This is a genomic window from Micromonospora sp. AMSO1212t, assembly GCF_008868145.1.
In the GTDB taxonomy this organism is placed as follows: domain Bacteria; phylum Actinomycetota; class Actinomycetes; order Mycobacteriales; family Micromonosporaceae; genus Micromonospora; species Micromonospora tulbaghiae.
In genome coordinates, this window is sequence record NZ_WBKS01000070.1 from 12,151 (window position 1) to 29,811 (window position 17,661).

Sequence of the window (17,661 nt, forward strand, 5' to 3'; positions counted from 1 at the left end):
TACGCGGGGCTATAGCTCAGTCGGTTAGAGCGCAGAGCTGATAACTCTGAGGTCGCTGGTTCGATTCCAGCTAGCCCCACCGCACATCGTCCGACGACAGTCGAGCGCGAGGGGTCAAGCACATGTTCAAGAAGCTCCTGATCCTGGCCGGCATCGTCGGTGTGGCCGCCGTCGTGGCCAAGAAGGTCAAGGCCTCGAACGACGAGCGCGCCCTGTGGCACGAGGCGACCACGGCGCCCGACCTGCGCTGAACGCCGTCACGGGGCCCTAGCTCAACTGGCAGAGCACTGCCTTTGCAAGGCAGGGGTTAGGGGTTCGAGTCCCCTGGGCTCCACCAGCACTTTCCTTGGTTGTCCTCGGGTCCGAGTACAGCCAATCGGTCACGCCGTCCCTTCCTCACCGAGAACTCGGTCGATGGCCGAGGCAGCCTGACGAGCCCGCGCCGGCAGGACGTGCCCGTAGGTGTCGGCCGTCATCCGGATCGTGGAGTGCCCCAGCAGCTCCATCACCGTGCGCAGCTCCTCGCCCTGGTCGAGCAGGAACGTGGCGAATGCGTGGCGCAGGTCGTGCAGGTGCAGCTATTCCAGCCCGTCCCCGTCAGCACCGAGAGCAGTCCCTTGGCTTCCTCGGGCGTCAGGGCACGTCGTTCGGTCCGGCCGAGGACCGGCGGCTTGGCAGCCTTGGCGACGCTGCGCGGCACCAGGTCCATCCGCTCAGCGTCGGTCAAGGCGGCCCGCAGCACGGCGTGCACTTTGATGATGCTGGCCGGTGCGAGCCTTCCGCGCAGCCTGGTGAGGAACCGAACCGCTGTACGTCCCGAGATCCGCCGACCTTGCGGCTGATCACTTCACCCAAAGTGTTACGCGGACGGGTCCCAGGCTGCGAGCTGATCGAAGATACGACGGTCACCTTCGAACTTCAGCGAATCCAGCGATATGCGGCCGTAGAAGAACAGGACCAGGTCGCTCGCCGTGCCCCGGGCGGAGGCGTCGGCCAAATCCGGGTTCGGGTCCTCGCTGGCAGCCGACGCGCCGAGGCGGGCGGCCTGTGCGCCGTCGCGGGACAGCCGAAGGCGCCAAGAGCGGCCCTCAGTGGCGTAGTAATCGACGACGGCGGGTTCGTGCGGCCAGGCGACATCCGTCGAGCAGAGGGTGAACTGGCAGTCGTCGAAACCGTCGAGGGCGACCTCGACTGGTAGCGGCTCCGGGGCCCCCACGGTGAGCTGGGCATCGTAGGTGTGCACCGCGATTTCGGGAAGCTGGCGCCGAGCCCATGCACCGGAGTTTTTCGGTGACTGCGAGTCTCCCCAGAACGTCCAACAACCGCGGTCCGGGCCGGCCTTACGCAGCGCGTTCGTCAGTCGCTCGACGGACTCGGTCCACCAGGCCAGGAGAGCCTCGCGTTCCCGAGGCGCACCCGTGCCGTCGTCCCAAGCGGACTTCTCCGGGGGAGCGTCAGCCGGCCCGGCGGCGACGATGGCGGCCGTCCTGCGGCGGCCCATGCCCAGGTGCTGCACGAGATCGAACAGCATCCACTCGGGGCAGCTCGGCACCGGCACGTCGAGGCTGGGCGCCGCAGCGACCGCGGCGCGGAAGGCGGTCGACCGTTCGTCAACCAGCCGTAAATGATCCGAGAACGTCAAAGTCTTTTGCACTTCGACTTCCTATCACTGTGCTCCGACGACGGACAGCAATTTTCGCAGCCGATGCGGCAGCCAGACTGGCGCTGATACGTGCCCTCGGATGACGCGCGGGTGCCTCTCCATCCCCAAGGCCGGCATGGGCCATCCATGGGCCAGTGACCGTGGTGCGCAGCGGGCACCAGCGCTTCTCCCCGGTTGACCTCGGTCCCGGGGGCGCTGTACCTGTCTCGCCCACCGCTTCCCGGCATGCGAGGTGGTTCAGTCGAAGTGGATTCGCATCAGCCTGCTGGCAGCCCAGTCGTCTGGATGAGTCGGCCTGATGGTGCCAGGGTCGTGGGGCTGGTTGAGGTCGTCGACGATGGCCGCGATCACCGCGGCCCGTTCCGTGGAGTCGGTGACTGTGGTCGCGTGCGCCGGCAGGTCCGCTCTGATGCCGTTCTTGAGGTGGAAGGTGAAAGCCGGGTTCGCTCGTAGGTTGGCGTACCAGCTGGTCGCGCCTCCGCCCGCTCCGCTGCAGAGATAGGTCGCGCCGTTGGCGCGATAGAAGAAGATCTCGATGCGACGGGGTCGTCCGGTACGTCGGCCGGTGGTGGTGATGTCCACGATTCGTTCGCGGGTCCCGGCCGCGGGCGTGATCTCGATGGCACGCCTGATCTCGTGCGGCAGGTGCGCCAGCGGGTCGGGCCCGCTGCGCTCACCATGCCGGTCTGCGGGGTTCATGCGGCTTCCTTCTGCAGTGCGGGACCGAGGAGCAGTCCGCCGTCGATGGGGTATTCGGCGCCGGTGATGAAGGCCGCGTCCGGCGACGTGAGGAACAACAGCAGCGCGGTGATGTCGGCGGGCTGCCCGAGTCGCGGGACGGCGTACGGCTCGGGCGAGTAGAAGTCGGCGATCGGGGCGTCGCTGCCGGCCGCCGGCTCGGTGATGAACGGAGTGGCGATCACGCCGGGGTGGATCGCGTTGACGCGGATGTTGTCGCGCCCCAACTCAAGGGCAGCGGTCTGAGTGAGCCCTCGAACGGCCCATTTGCTGGCGACATAGGGCGCGTAGAAGGCTGTACCGCCGATGCCCATGGTGGAGGCGATGTTGATGATCACTCCTCCTCCCGCGCGACGCAGTGACGGGGCGGCTGCCTTGATGCCGAGGAAGGTGCCGGTGAGGTTGATGTCGAGGATGCGAGCCCACGTAGCCCGGTCGGTGGACTCGATGAGAGCTGGTGGGTTCTGCACCCCGGCGTTGTTGACCAGGATCGTGAGCGCACCGAAGGCCTTCTCGGTCTCCGCGACGGCGGCCGCCCACGACTCCTCCTGGGACACGTCGAGGCGGACGAAACGCGCCCTGTCTCCCAGCTCGGCGGCGAGGCCGGCACCACGCTCGGCGTCGATGTCACCGATGACGACGTTGGCACCTTCGGCATGCAGGGCGCGCACGTGGCTGGCCCCCTGTCCACCGGTTCCGCCGGTTACGAGAACGGTTTGATTGGCGAAGCGGGACATCGAATCCTCCGAGTGTGTACGAGGGACGTCAACCCGGAAATCGGGTGGTGAGTCGAGCAACTCACCACGCCGAAGCTACGCCTGTGCGAGTGGTGAGTCAACCCACTCACCTCGCTATGATGGGCGGATGACCTCAGCGCCGTCGACCTATCACCAGCGCGTGGCGCAGGAGAAGCGCGCGCTCATCGTCCAGGCCGCCACTGAGCTCTTCCTCGAGCTGGGCTACGACCGGGCATCACTGGCGCGTATCGCCGACAGTGCCGGCGTGTCGAAGGCGACGCTGTTCAAGCAGTTCCCGACGAAGGCGGCGTTGTTCGATGCCATCGTCGTCGACTCGTGGGCCGAGAAGGACGTCGCAGACGTGCCGCCCGCCGGTGACCTGACGGCCGGCCTGACCGTTCTGGGACGGCGCTACGCGACCCTGGTGAGCCAGCCGGAGATGGCCGATCTGTTCCGCATCGTCATCGCGGAACTGCCACGCTTTCCCGAGCTGGGCAAGGCGCACTTCTCGCAGGGCAAGCTGCCGTACTTCGAGTCGGTCCGGCTCTACCTCCTGGCCGAGCACGACGCGGGAGCCGCGGACGTCGCCGACCCGGAGATGGCCGCTACGCAGTTCCTCGGGATGATCTCCAACTACCTGTTCTGGCCGGGCCTTCTGCTCCCGGACTGGACGGTGACGCCCGCCCGCGCGTCCGAGGTTGTGGAAGAAGCCGTCCGAACGATGGTGGCGCGATATGGCACCGAAGACGCGCAGGGTCACTGAGAAGTCCTGGCAACCACCTTGGTCAGATGAAGGTCAGTCCCCCATCCGCTGACCGTGGAGCACGCGAAGCGCATCGAGGGCGACCGCGGTGAGAACGGCGCGGCCCACGCCGGCGCGGCCGAGCAACTCCATTCCTCGGGTGATGGCGACGAAGTAGACCGCCAGTGACTGCACGTTCGCGTCCTCCGGCAGATCCCCGTTCTCCCGCGCATGTTCCAGGCACTGGGCGTAGATCCCCGCGAGCTGCTCGATGCTTGCCTTCGTGGCGGTCGAGAGTGGATCCTCCTCGCCGGTCGATTCGACCAGCGCGCGAGTGGTGAGCGAGACCCGCCGGTCGCTGCTGCTGAACTCGATCGCCATCGTGAGCATGTGACCCCGGATTCGCTCCAGCGGCGAGGCGCCGTCGTGTCCGAGTGCTTCGGAGACGGCGCGCGTCGCCTCCTCCCGATCCTCGGAGAGGGCCCGGAAAAACAGTTCCCGTTTCCCGCCGAACGCGTTGTACAAGCTCTGTTTCCCCAGGCCGGTCGCCCGCACCAGGTCGTCCAGTGTCGCGGCGAGGCCGTGCGCCGCGAACACCTCGCTGGCGCTGCTGACGACATCACTCTCGACGAACTTGCGGGGCCGCGGCATGTGACCAAGCCTACGTTATTGACCAAACGGTCAATAACTTGCTAGCTTCGTTGGAGTGCATTGATGCGACCAGGTCAGGCGTCATCGACGTGGGCGGTCGCCGCCCAGGAGGAGCAGAAGTGAGAAGTAACGAAGAGGTTGTGCGCGAGGCGTACCGGTTGGCGGAAGGGAGCGTGCTCGACGGACATGGTTTCCGCGCCTTGTTCACCGAGGATGGAACCTTCAACGACATGCCGAATTCGCTGACGTTCCGCGGGGACCAGATTCCGCAGGCGCTGGCGGGCTTCGCCGGCATCTTCCCCGACGTTCACCGGGAGCTACTCGAAATGCATGTGATGGGTGACGTTGTTGCTGTCGAGCTGCGAATCCAGGGAACGCATCTCGGCGGGTTCCCGACTCCGATCGGCGAGATCCGTCCGACCGGTAACCGTATCGACGTGCCGACGGCAGATCTCTGGTATCTCCGTGAGGGAAAAATCGAAAGCTTCAACTGTTACAACGCGGCGAATGTGTTGCTCGCTCAGATCGGGGCCGGTCCCGACTTCAAGTCGGCAATCGAGACCGCCGAGACAGCCGCCCCAGGGGCGTAGCCCTACGCTCCGCGTCAGGGCGTCACGTGATGCCGGCGGGGGAACAGGCGCGCGAGGCGCGGCAGGCGTTGTGCGATCTCGGTGAGGCTGTCGCTGTCCCATGGCTGATCGTTCGGTTCCGGGTCCGCGTACGCGCGGTGACCTCGGGCGTCCAGCGCTTCGTAGAGCCCGTCACGCCGGCCGGTGGCGCGTTCGTAGGCGTCGGCCGCCACGTAGGCGAGTTCCTCCCACTGTGGCCATTCCGCGTCGGCCCACTCCTCGTGACTGCGACCGGCGAGCACACGAACGGCGGCCAGGTCGGCGAGGTTGTCCGGGTTCTGGGCGACGTGATGCCACAAGCGCTGCCCCTGGCCGATCAGCCACGGTTGGAAGTACCAGAACGCGTCGCTGCTGCAGAGCCCGTCCAGGATCTGGTTGGCGGCTCCCCACATGGCGTACGTGTCGATCGGGCGACGCGCGGCCTCCAGGTTGATCTGAAAGTCCACGACGTGTTCCAGAGAGACCTGGCTGAGCTGGTGCGTCAACCAGTCCAGCCTGTGGTCCGGGCCGGTCGTTTCGCCGGCTGACCGCTCCAGGAGCGTCCAGAACTCCGCCATGTCCACGTCGAGGACGGTAACGGGCCCGGCCTCGTACCGCTTGGTACAGAACGTGACCCTGATCATGAACCGATCGGTACAGAAGCCTGCTACGGTCGTTGTAGAACCGAGCGGTACAAAACTTGGACGTGGTTCCGCTCCCGCAACGACCAGCCCGGGGAAACGGGCCGGCATCAACAGATGAGGAAGAACGATCATGAGCGCCACCGTGACTGATGCGGGTATGTCCACCCAGGAACTGCGCGACTTCTACCTGCGGTACGTCGACCTGGCGAACAAGCGGGAGTTCGCCCGCATGGCCGACTTCGCCCACGAGGAGGTCATCATGAACGGCACCCCGGTCAAGATGGCGGACATGGTGGCCGAGTTCTACAAGCACGTGGAGGCGGTGCCGGACCTCCACTGGGAGATTCAGGACGTCGTCGTCGAGGGCGACCGGATCGCCGCCCGCCTCGTCGACACGGGCACCCCGGTCAAGGAGTGGAACGGCCTGACCCCCACCGGCAAGTCGGTGTCGTTCACCGAGACCGCCTTCTACCGGGTCCAGGACGGCAAGTTCAAGTTCATGTCGTACCTGATGGACGCCGACTCGGTGCGGCGGCAGCTCGCCGGCTGATCCGTCACCCCGAACGGCGCGTCGCGACCTCGCCGCCGGCCCTCGCTCGTCGAGGCCGGCGGCGGTTCCTCGCCCCACGGTCGGGGGAACACCCCTGCGCACGGGATTCTCCGTTGTCGTCGCCGCCCGGGACGTCATGTCCGCGCCTTGGCCGCGTGCAGTCGATCGACCGTCTGCTTTATCGTCGCCACCCGGGTCGCGAGCGGTCCCGCCGGCACGTCGACGAGATCGAATCCCGCCTCGCGGTACGTCAGTTCGTGGACCCGCTCGAAGACGATCGACTCCTCGAAGCTGATCCGCCGGGCCGCGGTCGCCTCGACGAAGCCCTGATTCCGGACGAAGAAGACGGTCCGTTCCGTCGTCATGCCCTCGATCTCGTCGAGCAGGGCGGACGGCGGCGTCAACCCGAGGTGGCGGCACAACGCGAGCGTGCAGACGGGTGAGCGGTCGTGGAAGACGATCTCGGCGCCGTGCGTCTCGGCTCGGCGCCGACGCCTCCGCTGGAGATCCAGCACCCTGTCGGCGAAGTCCGGCTCCCGCCACGGCTCGGGCAGACCGAGCGCCTGGTGAAGCGAGATCACGTCGGTTGCGGCCTCCTCCACGACGGGGTGGCCGTCGACTTCCAGGTGGCGCAGGATCGCGGTCTTACCGGAGCCGGGAGCGCCGGTGAGGATGTAGCCGGGCATGACGTCCTCCGATGTCGGGCAGCCTCTTGATAGGCAAGCTGCTCCTTGCATATGGTGGGTGACGTGGGCGATCTGTACCAGGCGCTGGCCGATCCCACCCGCCGCCTGATCCTCGACGAGCTGACCGAGCGCGACGGTCAGACCCTGTTCGAGATCTGCGGCCGGCTGGCCACGAAGCACCAGGTCGGCTCGTCCCGGCAGGCGATCTCCCAGCACCTCGACGTCCTGGAGGCCGCCGGCCTGATCGTCACGCGGCGGCAGGGTCGCTACAAGTTCCACCACCTCGACACCCGGCCGCTGCGGTCCATCACCGAGCGATGGCTCAGGTCCGCCGAACCCACCCAGGAGAACCCATGAGAATCAACCTCACCAGCGTGTACGTCGACGACCAGGCCAAGGCGCTGCGCTTCTACACCGACGTGCTCGGCTTCGTGAAGAAGACCGACGTGCCGACCGGGGAGTACCGCTGGCTCACAGTGGTCTCGCCCGACGCCCCGGACGGCGTGGAGCTGCTGCTGGAGCCCGACGCGCACCCGGCCGCCAAGGCGTTCAAGGAGGCGCTCGCGGCCGACGGCATCCCGCTGACGCAGTTCGCGGTGGACGACGTGGCCGCCGAACACGACCGGTTGCGGGGCCTCGGCGTGCTGTTCACCCAGGAGCCGGTCGACATGGGCCCGGTGACCACTGCGGTGTTCGACGACACCTGCGGCAACCTGATCCAGATCGCACAGTACCGGTAGCCGGGCGCTGACTCCGCGCGGAACCGCTCGACACGATCGGTCACTCTGGCGGCATGATGGTGTGGCGGCGCCCGTACTCGCTGGACCTGACCACCGTCGGCGCGATCTTCGTGGTGGTGGGGACGGGCGGCCACCTGGTGTTCTACACGGTCGCCGGCCTACGCGGATGGCTGCCGGGCCCGATGGCGGCGTTCGTCGGGGCGTGGACCGCCGCCGGTCTCGCCGTCGCAGTCCGCCGCGCGATGCTCGGCGTCTGGGTGAGCCACATCGGCGTACGCTCGCGCTCGCTGTTCCACACGACCACGGTGTCGTGGGCGTCGGTCGTGGAGATCCACAACGGTACTGGTTCCATGGTGGGCCTCGACATGGGACGCGTCGCGATCGTCATCGAGCGGATCGACGGCGATCCGGTGCAGACACCGATCCAGCGCGGGGACTTCATCCGGCCGTTCAACTTCCGCCCGGAGCTGACCCGGCTGGTCACCTGGCCGGAGCACTACGACGAGATCCTCGCGACCCTGCGGGAGTGCCACCGCAACGCCCGGCCCTCGGAGCAGCGCCCGCCGGCGAGCCCGGCGCCGGATCCGGTCCGCGCCGACCGTCCGGGCCCGCCGGAGCAGGTCCGGCGGCCGGCTCCGAGCGCCGCGCAGCGGCGTGACATCCATGCGCTGACCAGGCAGTACGAGCGCGGGGTGCTGACCGGCGCCGAGTACGCGGCCGCGTTGGCGCGGCTGCGCGGTGACGAGTAGGCGTCAGCCGAGCCGGTCGAGCAGCTCGCGGCTGCGGCTCACCACCAGCGCGGTCGCCTCCGCGTCGTACGAGGGCAGCGAACTGTCGGTGAACAGGTGCCGGTCGCCGGGGTAGACGTACAGCTCGCCGCGCTCGGGACCGACGATCGACACCAGTTCACGGGCGGCGTCCACATCGCCTTCCAGCCCGAAGAACGGGTCCTGCTCCATGCCGTGCACCTGGACCGCCACGCCGTCGGGCCAGGGGCCGATCGCCCATTCGCCGGTCACCGGCAGGCAGGCCTCGTAGAGCAGGGCGGCCCGGGCGCCGGCCCGGGTCTGGGCGAGCCGCTGGGCGATGGCGGCGCCCCAGGAGATGCCCGCGTAGACGAGGTCGGCCGGCATGTCGGCGACGAGTGCGTCGGCGCGCTGGTCGAGCACGTCGCCGCCGATCCGCTTGGTCAGCGCGGCGCCGTCCTCGATGGTGGCCGGCAGTTCGCCGTCGAAGAGGTCCGGGGCGTGCACGGTGTGCCCACCGGAGCGCAGGGAGTCGGCGAGCGCGCGGACCCCGTCCGTGAGCCCTTGAATGTGGTGGAAGAGCACGATCTCGGCCATCACTACACTCCTGAGTTGTCAGACCAGAGTTATCGAACGAACCAGAATCTTAGAACGGTCGAGAAATGTCGGTCAATCAGCGGATCCCGGACTACGACCTCGACGACCTGCTCGTGGTCAGCGCACCGGAGCAGTTGCGTGCGCTCGCCGACCCGCTGCGCAGCACGCTGCTGGAGCTGCTCCTGGAACGCGCTGCCACTGTGAACGAGCTGGCCCGCGCTGTCGACCGGCCGAAGAGCAGCGTCGCGTACCACGTGAACCAACTGGTCGACGCCGGGCTGCTGCGCGTGGTGCGGACCCGCCGGGTACGCGCCATCGAGGAACGGTTCTACGGGCGTGTCGCCCGCACGTTCTACGTCGGTGCGCTCAGCCGGCCCGAGGACAAGCGCGTCGTGGCCGGGATCAACGGGCTCGCCGCTGCCGCCGCGGAAGCGGCCGCCGCGCACGCCGCCGACGAGCTGCGGTGCACGCTCCTGCACGCGCGCATCCCGATCGAGGACGTCCGCGAGTTCTGGGCGGAGGTCCAGGAACTGGCCAGGCGGTTCGCGCAGATCCCCCGGGCCGGAGATCAGGTGTACGGCTTCGCCGCCGGCCTCTACCCGACCGACGCGCCCACGCTTCCCGACGTGGACGCCGCTGGGCACTCGGCCGACTGACTCCGGCCGTCACGACCGTCGTGCCCGGGCCGCGCCACGACGGGGTCCTGCCAGGTCGGCGATCCGGGCAGGCTAGCGTCGGAGCGTGAGTACCGGATCTCCGCGCGTCCTGCCGGCCGAGCGCGGCATCGACGAGGCCGCCGCCGTCCTGCGCGCCGGCGGGCTGGTCGCCTTTCCCACCGAGACGGTCTATGGGCTGGGCGCCAACGCGCTCGACGCCCGAGCCGCGGCGCGGATCTTCGAGGCGAAGGCGCGGCCCAGCTTCGACCCGCTGATCAGCCACCTTGCCGACGCCGCCGACCTCGCCGCGCTGGTGGGCGAGGTGCCCACGGCGGTGGCCGCGCTCGCGAAGCGGTTCTGGCCCGGTCCGCTCACCCTGATCGTGGACCGGCCGGAGATCATTCCGCCGATCGTCACCTCCGGCCTGGACACCATGGCGGTACGCGTACCGGACGAGCCGTCCGCGCGGGCGCTGATCGCGGCCGCCGGCGTACCGGTGGCGGCGCCCAGCGCGAACCGGTTCGGCCAGCTCAGCCCGACCCGGGCCGAACACGTGGTGGCCGGGCTGGGCGGCGCGGTGGACGTGGTGCTCGACGGCGGCCCCACCCGGTGCGGGATCGAGTCGACGATCGTGGACGCCCGCGGTGAACGGCCGGTGGTGCTGCGGCTGGGCGCGCTGCCGATCGAGGCGCTCGTCGAGGCGGTCGGCCCGGTCGAGGTGCGCCAGGGCAGCTCCGGTCAGCCCGTCGCGCCCGGGACGCTCGCCGCGCACTACGCCCCGCGTACCCCGTTGCGGTTGGGTGCTGCGGCCGAGCCCGGCGGCGGCCGGCGGGGATTCCTGGCCTTCCGGGAGCCGCCGGCGGACGGCGACTGGGCGGCGGTGGAGGTGCTCTCGCCCGACGGCGACGTGACGGCCGCGGCGGCGCGCCTGTTCGACGCGCTGCACCGGCTCGACGCGGCCGGGGTGACCGAGATCGTCGCCGAGCCGGTGCCGGAGACCGGCGTGGGCCGGGCGATAAACGACCGCCTGCGCCGGGCCGCCGCCACCTGGCACTAGGGAAACCGGTCAGGGCGTCAGCGGGACCGTCTCGCCACGAAGGACGGTACGGACCTGGCCGGCGAAGCCGCGTCGCCGGGCCTCCTCGACGAAGTGCCGCAGCGGCGACCGGAACACCGGGTAGTCGTCGTAGTGGATCGGCACGGTGAGCCGCGGACGAATCAGCTCCACCACGTCGGCGCCCTGCCGGGCGTCCATGGTGAGCAGGATGCCGGCGATCCGGGTGCCGCCGAGGTGGATCAGCATGGCGTCGATGTCCGGGAATCGGGCGGGGATCTCGGCGAGCTGCGGGCGGCGCAGCGTGTCCCCGGTGACGTAGAGGCGGAAGCGCCGTTCCCCGCCCTGTTCCAGGTCGATCAGGCTGCCCATCACGTCGGGGAGCGCGCGGTCCAGCAGGCCGGGCCCGTGCTGGCCGGGCAGCGCGGTCAGGCGCAGCGTCTCGTCGCCCCGGTGCAGCTCGTACGCGCGCCAGGTGGGCAGCCCTTCCGCCGCGCCGAAGCCCCAGCGACGCAGTTTCCGTTCCGCCTGCGGTGTGGTGAGGATCGGCAGCGACCGGTCCAGGCCGCGCCGGGCGACCCGGTCGAAGTGGTCGCCGTGCAGGTGGGACAGGACCACCGCGTCCAGCGGGGGCAGCTCGGGGATGGTCACCGCCGGGTCGGTGCTCCGCTTCGACCACAGCCCTCGGCCCAGGTACGCCCGCTGCCCCCGGTGCAGGAAGTTCGGGTCGGTGAGCAGTGTGAAGCCGCCGATCCGCAGCACAGTGGTCGCCGTACCGACGAACGTCACCTCAGGCGTCATGTCCTTCGCCGTACCCCTGATCGGGACGCCCATGCGAACCGGGCTGCGGCAGGCGGTCCACCAGCTTGGTCAGCGTGCCGTTGGCGAACGTCGCGCCGAGCGCCGAGCCGGTGGCGATGGTCCAGCCCACCGGGCCGAGCGGGGTGCAGCCGAAGAACTGGCTGACACCAGGCGTCTGGACCACTGCCACCAGCACACCCACCGACGCGGCGGTGGCGGCGAGCACGCTGGGACTGGTGCCGCCGGCCAGCACGGTCTGCCCGAGCTGCGTACCGATCAGCGAGGCCAGTGCGACGGTGCTGGCCCGCCGCTGGGTGCCGGTCCACCTGGCGATCGTCCAGCCGGCGCTCGCGCCCAGCGTGGTCGACGCCGCGCGCAGGCCGATCTCCCGGGTCATGGTGACGCCGAGCGAGGAGTCGGGCCCCTCCCGCAGCAGGTGGTCGGCGCTGTCGTCGGCGGGCGGGCGGACCGCGATGGCGAGCGCGGGCGCCAGGTCGGTGAGCAGGTTGACCAGCAGGAGTTGCCGGCCGTTCAGGGCGGACCGGCCGGTCGCGGCGGCGGTCAGCACGCTGAACGCGATCTCGCCGAGGTTGCCGCCGACCAGGATGCTCAGCGCGTGCCGTACCGACGACCACATGGCCCGTCCCTCGACGAGCGTGGCGATGATCGTCTCCAGCCGGTCGTCGGTGACCACCAGGTCGGCGGCGGCGCGGGCGGCGGGAGTGCCGCGTTGACCGAGAGCGATACCGACGTCGGCGAGCCGGATCGCCGGCGCGTCGTTGGCGCCGTCACCGGTCATCGCGACGGTCCGGTCCTGGCGCTGCAACGCCTGGATGATCCGTACCTTGTGGGCGGGCGTGCAGCGTGCCACCACGTCTGTCGCCATCAGGCGCTCGGCGAGCGCGGCGTCGTCCAGCCGGTCCAGGTCGCCGGCGGTGACCACGCGCTGCCCGCCGTCGTCCGGGCTGATCGTGGCGGCGATCGCCTCGGCGGTGGCCGGGTGGTCGCCGGTGATCATGACGGTGTGCACGCCCGCGGCCCGGATCCGGGCCACCGCCGGCCGGGCGCTCTCCCGCACCCCGTCAGCGAGCGTCAGGAAACCCACGAAGACCAGCCCGTCGACCTGCTCGTCGCTCACCTGCTCGGTGGCGACCGGGCATTCGGCCACGGCGAGGATGCGGTGCCCGGCACCGGCCCGCCCGGCCAGCATGGCCTGCACCTCCTCGCGTCCGGCCGCATCGAGCGGCCGGTCACCCTCGGCGGTGCGCCGGGACGTGCAGCGCGGCAGCACCGACTCGGGTGCGCCCTTCACGCTCAGCAACAGCCCGCCGGCGGTGCGGCCGACAGCGGCGCTGTAGCCGCGGGACGGCTCGAACGGCAGCCCGGCGGTGGCGGTCCAGCCCGCCGCACCGGTCCGCTCGTCCACCCCGGCGGCGTCCGCGCCGTGGCGTACCGTCCGGTCGGTCTGCTGCGGCAACTCGTCCGGGTCGTCCGCCGCCGGGGTGGCCCGCACCGCGGCGGCGAGCGTCAACCGCAGCGCGTCGTCGAGCTGATCCAGCGACGCGTACCTGTCGTCGCCCGCGCCGACCCCCGCCAGCAGCAGCTTCCCCTCGGTGAGCGTGCCGGTCTTGTCGAAGCAGAGCACGTCGACGCGGCCCAGCGCCTCGATGGTCCGGGGGTTGCGGACCAGGGCGCCGTGCTCGGCCAGCCGCCGCGCCGCCGCCAGCTGCGCGGCGCTGACCAGGAACGGCAACCCCTCGGGCACCGACGCCACGGCCAGGTTCGCGGCGGTCGCCGCCGTTTCGGCAAGGGGTACGCCCCGAAGCAGCCCCGCCCCGGCCACCGCGATCGCCGAGGCGGCCGCCAGAGGTACGGCGCTGCTGGTCAACTTGCCCAGTCGCGCCTCCACGCCACTGGCGGGCGGAGCCTCCCGGGCCATGGCGAGGCTCCGCCCGGCCTCGGTCTCCGCGCCGGTGGCCACCACCACCGCGGTGCCGTGCCCGGCGGCGACAGTGGTGCCCTCGAACAGCATCGAGCGCCGTTCGGCGATGGCCGCCGCCACGACCGGTTCCGGGCTCTTCGCCACCGGCAGCGACTCGCCGGTCAGTGAGGACTCGTCCGTCTCCAGCCCGTCGCTGGTCAGCACCCGGCAGTCGGCCGGTACGGCGTCACCGGAGCTGATCGTGATCACGTCGCCGCGTACCAGCTCCTCGGCGGGCACCACCCGCTCCTCGCCGTCGCGCAGCACCCGTGCGGTGACCGCCGAGCGGGACAGCAGCTCGGCCAGCGACCGTTCGGTGTTGCGCTGGTGCACCGCGCCGACCAGCGCCGAACCGCCCACCACGCCGCCGACCAGGGCCGCGTCGACGAGCGAGCCGAACGCGGCGGAGAGCACCGCGCCGGCGGCCAGCACCGGGGTGAGCGGGTTGGACAGCTCCTCGACGAACGAGCGGAGCAGCCCGGCCGGCCCGTGCTCGTCCCCGACCTCGACGCGCCGACGGCGGGCCGCCTCGTCCTCGGCCAGCCCGGACGGGCCGGTGTCGAGCTGGTCGAGGACGGTCTGCGCCGGCATGAGATGCCAGGCGGTGAGCGCGGGCACCGGCGCGCCGGTGCGGTCCGGCAGCCGGTGCGCCCGGAACACGCCGTGCGCGAACGCGAGCGCCGCCGCGCCGTTCACCGCCGCCAGGGCCGGGCGGGGCAGCCGCCGCCGGTCGGCGGTGAACGCGGCGAGCGCGCCGAGCCCACTGCCGGCCATGGCGATCCGGACGTTCTGCTCGGTCATCCGGCGGGCCACCCCGGCGGCGTCGACGAGCAGGGCGGGTACCCGCAGGTCGTCGCCGACGAGCAGGTGCGCGCCCCACGGCGGCAGGTCGTCCGGGCCGTACACGCCGAGGCCGCAGTCGGACGCGGCGAGCGCCGACCGCTCACCGGAGACCACCATCACCACAGCGCCCTCGCGTTGCAGGTCGTGCACCGCGTCGGCGAGCCGGGGACCACCGGGTACGAGCAGGTCCGCGAAGTCGTACCGGCCGTCGTCCGCGCCGCCGACCACGAGCCGCAGGCCCGCCTGCCGGGCGGCCGACGCCAGCGCGTCCACGCCGGGCGCGGGCTCCGGCTCGACCCGCAGTACGGCGGCCAGCCGGCCGTTCTCGGCCAGCCCGAGCAGCCGTCCACCGTCGGCGCGCAGCCGGGCGCTGTCCGGGGTGTCCCCGGGATCGTCGGTGCCGAGGCGGTCCAGCGGGCCGATCCGCCAGCCGCCGTCGGCGCGTACCGCGTCCGGTTCGGCCGGGTCGAACAACGCGAACGCCCGGGCGGCGACCTGCTCGGTGTCGGCGTGGGCCAGCGGCGCGAGGTCCGCCAGGACTCCCCGGTTCGAGCCGAGCACAGCCGCGTCCAGCACCACCGTGTCGATGCGGTCCAGCTCACGCAGCACGCTGCGGTCCATCGCGATCACACCGCGCCGGGCGAGCATCCGGCCGAGCTGGGCGCCGTACCCTTCCCGGCCGGAGCCGGGCGCCTTCGGCAGTGAGGACAGCGCCAGTGCGGCGGCTCGCTTCGGTCCCAGCACCGGCAGCGCCGCCGCCCCGGCGACCGCGCCGGCCGGAAGCGCCCGCTTGGCGTACCGCTCGGGCTGTCCGTCCGGCACCGGGCAGGGCCGCTCGCCGTCCGGCACCCGGGCGACCGCCCGCTCCGGGTCGCCGGTCAGGTGCGGCTCGGCCCGCCGCCACGCGGTCAGTTGAGCGGCACCCTCGCCCCACTGCACCACGCGCTGGGCGCCGTCGAGCACGATGCCGGCCCAGCCGCCGGTGAGACCCTGCACCACCGCTTCGGCCAGCGGGAAGAGCAGCTCGGCGCGCGGGTCGGCGCGGATACCCAGGCCGGCCAGCGCGTGCAGCTTCGGGTGCAGGTCGACAGCGCCCAGCAGACCGGCCACCTCGGCCGGAATCGGGGTCAGCGGCAGCACGCGGGTGGCGGCGGAGATGCCCAGCCCGAGCACGTCGGACAGCAGCGCGCCGAACGTCCGCGCGGTACGCGGGCCGTCCTCGGGCGGCTGTGGCGGCTCGATCTCCGGGTCCGGCTCGTACGGGCAGGTCCGCTCGATACGGGCCACCGTGGCGATCAGGTCGCGCAGCTTCGGCGCCGGATCGCCGGTCGCCACCACCACCCGGCCGGACGGCGCGTTCACCCGCGCCCAGGTCACACCCGGCATCGACTCCAGCGCCGCCTCGACCTGGCGGGCCAGCCGGTCGCCGCCGTCCTGGCAGACGCCGTGCACCTCGATGTGGTGGCGGCCGTCCTGCGACCACACCCGGCGGCTGGTCAGCCCGGTGAGGCGGGCCAGCCGGGCCGCGGCCGTACCGACGCTGCCCGCGACCTCGGTGACCCGGGCCGGCACGGCGTCCGTGGGCAGGGCCGAACCGACGGTACGCGCGACGCGCGCGGCGGCCTCCGGTACGACCGTCGGCGACAGCAGGAGACCGGCGAACCGTCCCAGCGCCATCTCGCCTCCCGGTCTCGTCCCGGCGGCCCGACTTCCCGGCGCGGCGTCCGTTATGCCACCTCGACGGCAGAAGTTTCCGGCGTCGGCCCGCCGTTGCCGCGCGGGACGAGACGCGCGACACAGTTGACCTCAACCGGGGGTGAGGTCCGAGGCTGAACGCCATGACCAGCACCACCGCCGTACCGGCTGATCCACCCGTCGACCTGTGGTCGCCGCGCCTGCGGGCGATGACGGTGGGCAGTGTCGCCCTGGTGTCCCTGCTCGCGTTCGAGGCGCTGGCGGTGGGCACCGCCATGCCGACAGTGGCGCGCAGCCTCGACGGGCTCGGCCTGTACGCGCTGGCGTTCGGCGGCTCGTTCGCCTCCGGCGTGGTGGCGATGGTCGCGTCCGGCATCTGGTGCGATGCGCGCGGGCCACGCCCGGCCATGTGGCACGGTGTCGTCTGGTTCGTCGCCGGGCTGGTGGTGGCCGGTGCCGCGACGACCATGGAGGTGCTGGTCGTCGGGCGGGTGGTGCAGGGCTTCGGCTCCGGACTGGTCTCGGTGGCGCTCTACGTGGTCGTCGGCCAGGCGTACCCGGAGCAGTTGCGGCGTCGGATCTTCGCCGCGTTCGCCGCGGCGTGGGTGGTGCCGTCGCTCGTCGGTCCGGCGCTGGCCGGACTGATCGTGGAACACCTGGGCTGGCGGTGGGTGTTCCTTGCGGTGCCGGCGGTGGCGATCCCGGCGGCGCTGCTGGTCCAGCCGGGTCTGCGGGCGCTGACCGCCACCGTGGCGACCCGGCCGCCGGCGGGCGCGCTGGCCCGGATCGGCTGGGCCTGCGGGGCGGGGGCGAGCGCCGCACTGCTGCACTACGGGGGGCAGCAGCGCGGCGTGCTCGCCGCCGGCCTGATCGCCGGGGCGCTGGCCGGGCTGCTCGTCTGCGTGCCGCACCTGCTGCCGGCCGGTTTCCTGCGCGCGGCACGGGGACTGCCGACGGTGATCGGGCTGCGCGCGCTGGCGTCGGCGGCGTTCGTGGCCGCCGAGGTGGTGATCCCGCTGATGCTGTCCCGGGAGCGCGGTTTCTCGCCCACCGGAGCCGGCCTGGTGCTGACCGTCGGGGCGCTGTCCTGGTCGGTGGGTTCGTGGATCCAGGGCCGGATCGGCTCACCCCGCTCGGCTGCCACCCTGCCCCGGGCCGGGCTGGCCTGCATCACGATCGGTACGGCCGGCGTCGCGTCGGCGCTGCTGCCCGGGTTGCCGGTGCTGCCTGCGGTGTTCTCCTGGGCCGTGGCCGGGCTCGGCATGGGCCTGCTCTACCCGTCGCTGTCGGTGCTGACCCTGGCGCAGTCCGCCCCGGCCGAGCAGGGCCGCAACAGTTCGGCGCTTCAACTGGGCGACTCGCTCGCCGCCGCCACGGTGCTGGCGCTCACCGGCACGGTCCTGGCCGCCGGTTCGTCCCCCGGCCCGGCCGGCTACGCCACCACGCTGGCCGTCGCAGCCGCCTGTGCCCTGCTCGGCCTGGTTCTGGCCGGTCGAGTCTCCCCCCGCCCCGCCACGGGACCCGCCTCT

Annotated in this window: 20 protein-coding genes and 2 tRNA genes; 12 read left to right on the top strand and 10 right to left on the bottom strand. The window is 71.5% G+C overall.

What is annotated here, in order from left to right; genetic code table 11:
- The first annotated feature begins 5 nt into the window (after positions 1-5).
- The 3 genes from F8279_RS18200 (at position 6) to F8279_RS18205 (ending at position 337) form a co-directional block, all read left to right on the top strand.
- Positions 6-79 (top strand) — tRNA-Ile (locus F8279_RS18200).
- A gap of 43 nt (positions 80-122) precedes the next feature.
- Positions 123-251: a DLW-39 family protein gene (locus F8279_RS30640; RefSeq protein WP_013283222.1), complete on the top strand. Its 129-nt coding sequence runs from the start codon at positions 123-125 to the stop codon at positions 249-251.
- 10 nt (positions 252-261) lie between these two features.
- Positions 262-337 (top strand) — tRNA-Ala (locus F8279_RS18205).
- 43 nt (positions 338-380) lie between these two features.
- On the opposite strand, the gene F8279_RS30645 is transcribed toward F8279_RS18205, so the two are convergent.
- The 4 genes from F8279_RS30645 to F8279_RS18225 form a co-directional block, all read right to left on the bottom strand.
- The gene (locus F8279_RS30645; protein ID WP_225853320.1) at positions 381-578 is read right to left on the bottom strand and encodes a tyrosine-type recombinase/integrase; all 198 of its coding nucleotides are present in this window, start codon (positions 576-578) and stop codon (positions 381-383) included.
- A 281-nt stretch (positions 579-859) separates the two neighbouring features.
- Positions 860-1,654: a maleylpyruvate isomerase N-terminal domain-containing protein gene (locus F8279_RS18215; protein WP_151500568.1), complete on the bottom strand. Its 795-nt coding sequence runs from the start codon at positions 1,652-1,654 to the stop codon at positions 860-862.
- A gap of 246 nt (positions 1,655-1,900) precedes the next feature.
- Positions 1,901-2,362 (bottom strand): nitroreductase/quinone reductase family protein, encoded by a 462-nt coding sequence (locus F8279_RS18220; RefSeq protein WP_151500569.1) that lies wholly within the window; start codon positions 2,360-2,362, stop codon positions 1,901-1,903.
- On the bottom strand, positions 2,359-3,138 hold the full coding sequence (locus tag F8279_RS18225; protein WP_151500570.1) for an SDR family NAD(P)-dependent oxidoreductase: 780 nt from the start codon (positions 3,136-3,138) through the stop codon (positions 2,359-2,361). The genes F8279_RS18220 and F8279_RS18225 overlap by 4 nt, the downstream gene beginning before the upstream one ends.
- A gap of 127 nt (positions 3,139-3,265) precedes the next feature.
- Between F8279_RS18225 and F8279_RS18230 the strand changes: the two genes are divergently transcribed.
- Positions 3,266-3,901, top strand: coding sequence for a TetR/AcrR family transcriptional regulator (locus F8279_RS18230; RefSeq protein WP_151500571.1), 636 nt, complete (start codon positions 3,266-3,268; stop codon positions 3,899-3,901).
- A 33-nt stretch (positions 3,902-3,934) separates the two neighbouring features.
- Here the strand turns inward: F8279_RS18230 and F8279_RS18235 are convergent, their stop codons facing one another.
- Positions 3,935-4,531: a TetR/AcrR family transcriptional regulator gene (locus F8279_RS18235; RefSeq protein ID WP_151500572.1), complete on the bottom strand. Its 597-nt coding sequence runs from the start codon at positions 4,529-4,531 to the stop codon at positions 3,935-3,937.
- A gap of 119 nt (positions 4,532-4,650) precedes the next feature.
- Between F8279_RS18235 and F8279_RS18240 the strand changes: the two genes are divergently transcribed.
- The gene (locus F8279_RS18240) at positions 4,651-5,121 is read left to right on the top strand and encodes a nuclear transport factor 2 family protein (protein WP_151500573.1); all 471 of its coding nucleotides are present in this window, start codon (positions 4,651-4,653) and stop codon (positions 5,119-5,121) included.
- A gap of 14 nt (positions 5,122-5,135) precedes the next feature.
- Here F8279_RS18240 and F8279_RS18245 read toward each other — a convergent pair whose 3' ends face one another.
- Complete coding sequence (locus F8279_RS18245; protein ID WP_192580720.1) at positions 5,136-5,783, bottom strand: DUF4240 domain-containing protein; 648 nt, start codon at positions 5,781-5,783, stop codon at positions 5,136-5,138.
- Between the two features lie 130 nt (positions 5,784-5,913).
- On the opposite strand from F8279_RS18245, the gene F8279_RS18250 reads away from it, so the two are divergent.
- Positions 5,914-6,333, top strand: a complete 420-nt coding sequence (locus tag F8279_RS18250) for an ester cyclase (RefSeq protein WP_208577596.1) — start codon at positions 5,914-5,916, stop codon at positions 6,331-6,333.
- Between the two features lie 134 nt (positions 6,334-6,467).
- Here F8279_RS18250 and F8279_RS18255 read toward each other — a convergent pair whose 3' ends face one another.
- A complete protein-coding gene (locus F8279_RS18255) occupies positions 6,468-7,019 on the bottom strand; it encodes an AAA family ATPase (RefSeq protein WP_151500575.1) in 552 nt (183 codons plus the stop codon).
- Positions 7,020-7,070: 51 nt separating this feature from the next.
- Between F8279_RS18255 and F8279_RS18260 the strand changes: the two genes are divergently transcribed.
- The 3 genes from F8279_RS18260 to F8279_RS18270 are packed head-to-tail and all read left to right on the top strand — an operon-like array spanning position 7,071 to position 8,508.
- Positions 7,071-7,376: a helix-turn-helix transcriptional regulator gene (locus F8279_RS18260; RefSeq protein ID WP_091413576.1), complete on the top strand. Its 306-nt coding sequence runs from the start codon at positions 7,071-7,073 to the stop codon at positions 7,374-7,376.
- Positions 7,373-7,759, top strand: coding sequence for a VOC family protein (locus F8279_RS18265; RefSeq protein ID WP_091413579.1), 387 nt, complete (start codon positions 7,373-7,375; stop codon positions 7,757-7,759). Before F8279_RS18260 ends, F8279_RS18265 begins: the two co-directional genes overlap by 4 nt.
- 53 nt (positions 7,760-7,812) lie before the next feature.
- Complete coding sequence (locus F8279_RS18270; protein ID WP_151500576.1) at positions 7,813-8,508, top strand: hypothetical protein; 696 nt, start codon at positions 7,813-7,815, stop codon at positions 8,506-8,508.
- Positions 8,509-8,511: 3 nt separating this feature from the next.
- Here F8279_RS18270 and F8279_RS18275 read toward each other — a convergent pair whose 3' ends face one another.
- The gene (locus F8279_RS18275) at positions 8,512-9,102 is read right to left on the bottom strand and encodes a dienelactone hydrolase family protein (RefSeq protein WP_151500577.1); all 591 of its coding nucleotides are present in this window, start codon (positions 9,100-9,102) and stop codon (positions 8,512-8,514) included.
- A gap of 65 nt (positions 9,103-9,167) precedes the next feature.
- Between F8279_RS18275 and F8279_RS18280 the strand changes: the two genes are divergently transcribed.
- Both F8279_RS18280 and F8279_RS18285 read left to right on the top strand, forming a co-directional pair.
- Positions 9,168-9,758 carry a helix-turn-helix domain-containing protein gene (locus F8279_RS18280; protein ID WP_091413585.1) on the top strand — a complete coding sequence of 197 codons (591 nt, stop codon included), beginning with the start codon at positions 9,168-9,170 and terminating at the stop codon, positions 9,756-9,758.
- A 109-nt stretch (positions 9,759-9,867) separates the two neighbouring features.
- Positions 9,868-10,815: an L-threonylcarbamoyladenylate synthase gene (locus F8279_RS18285; protein WP_151500581.1), complete on the top strand. Its 948-nt coding sequence runs from the start codon at positions 9,868-9,870 to the stop codon at positions 10,813-10,815.
- 9 nt (positions 10,816-10,824) lie between these two features.
- Here the strand turns inward: F8279_RS18285 and F8279_RS18290 are convergent, their stop codons facing one another.
- Together F8279_RS18290 and F8279_RS18295 are read right to left on the bottom strand one after the other, a co-directional pair.
- Complete coding sequence (locus tag F8279_RS18290) at positions 10,825-11,613, bottom strand: MBL fold metallo-hydrolase (RefSeq protein ID WP_151500578.1); 789 nt, start codon at positions 11,611-11,613, stop codon at positions 10,825-10,827.
- Positions 11,603-16,114 carry an HAD-IC family P-type ATPase gene (locus F8279_RS18295; RefSeq protein ID WP_151500579.1) on the bottom strand — a complete coding sequence of 1,504 codons (4,512 nt, stop codon included), beginning with the start codon at positions 16,112-16,114 and terminating at the stop codon, positions 11,603-11,605. The genes F8279_RS18290 and F8279_RS18295 overlap by 11 nt, the downstream gene beginning before the upstream one ends.
- A gap of 161 nt (positions 16,115-16,275) precedes the next feature.
- Between F8279_RS18295 and F8279_RS18300 the strand changes: the two genes are divergently transcribed.
- On the top strand, positions 16,276-17,661 hold a 1,386-nt coding region (locus tag F8279_RS18300; protein WP_151500580.1), incomplete at its 3' end, for an MFS transporter.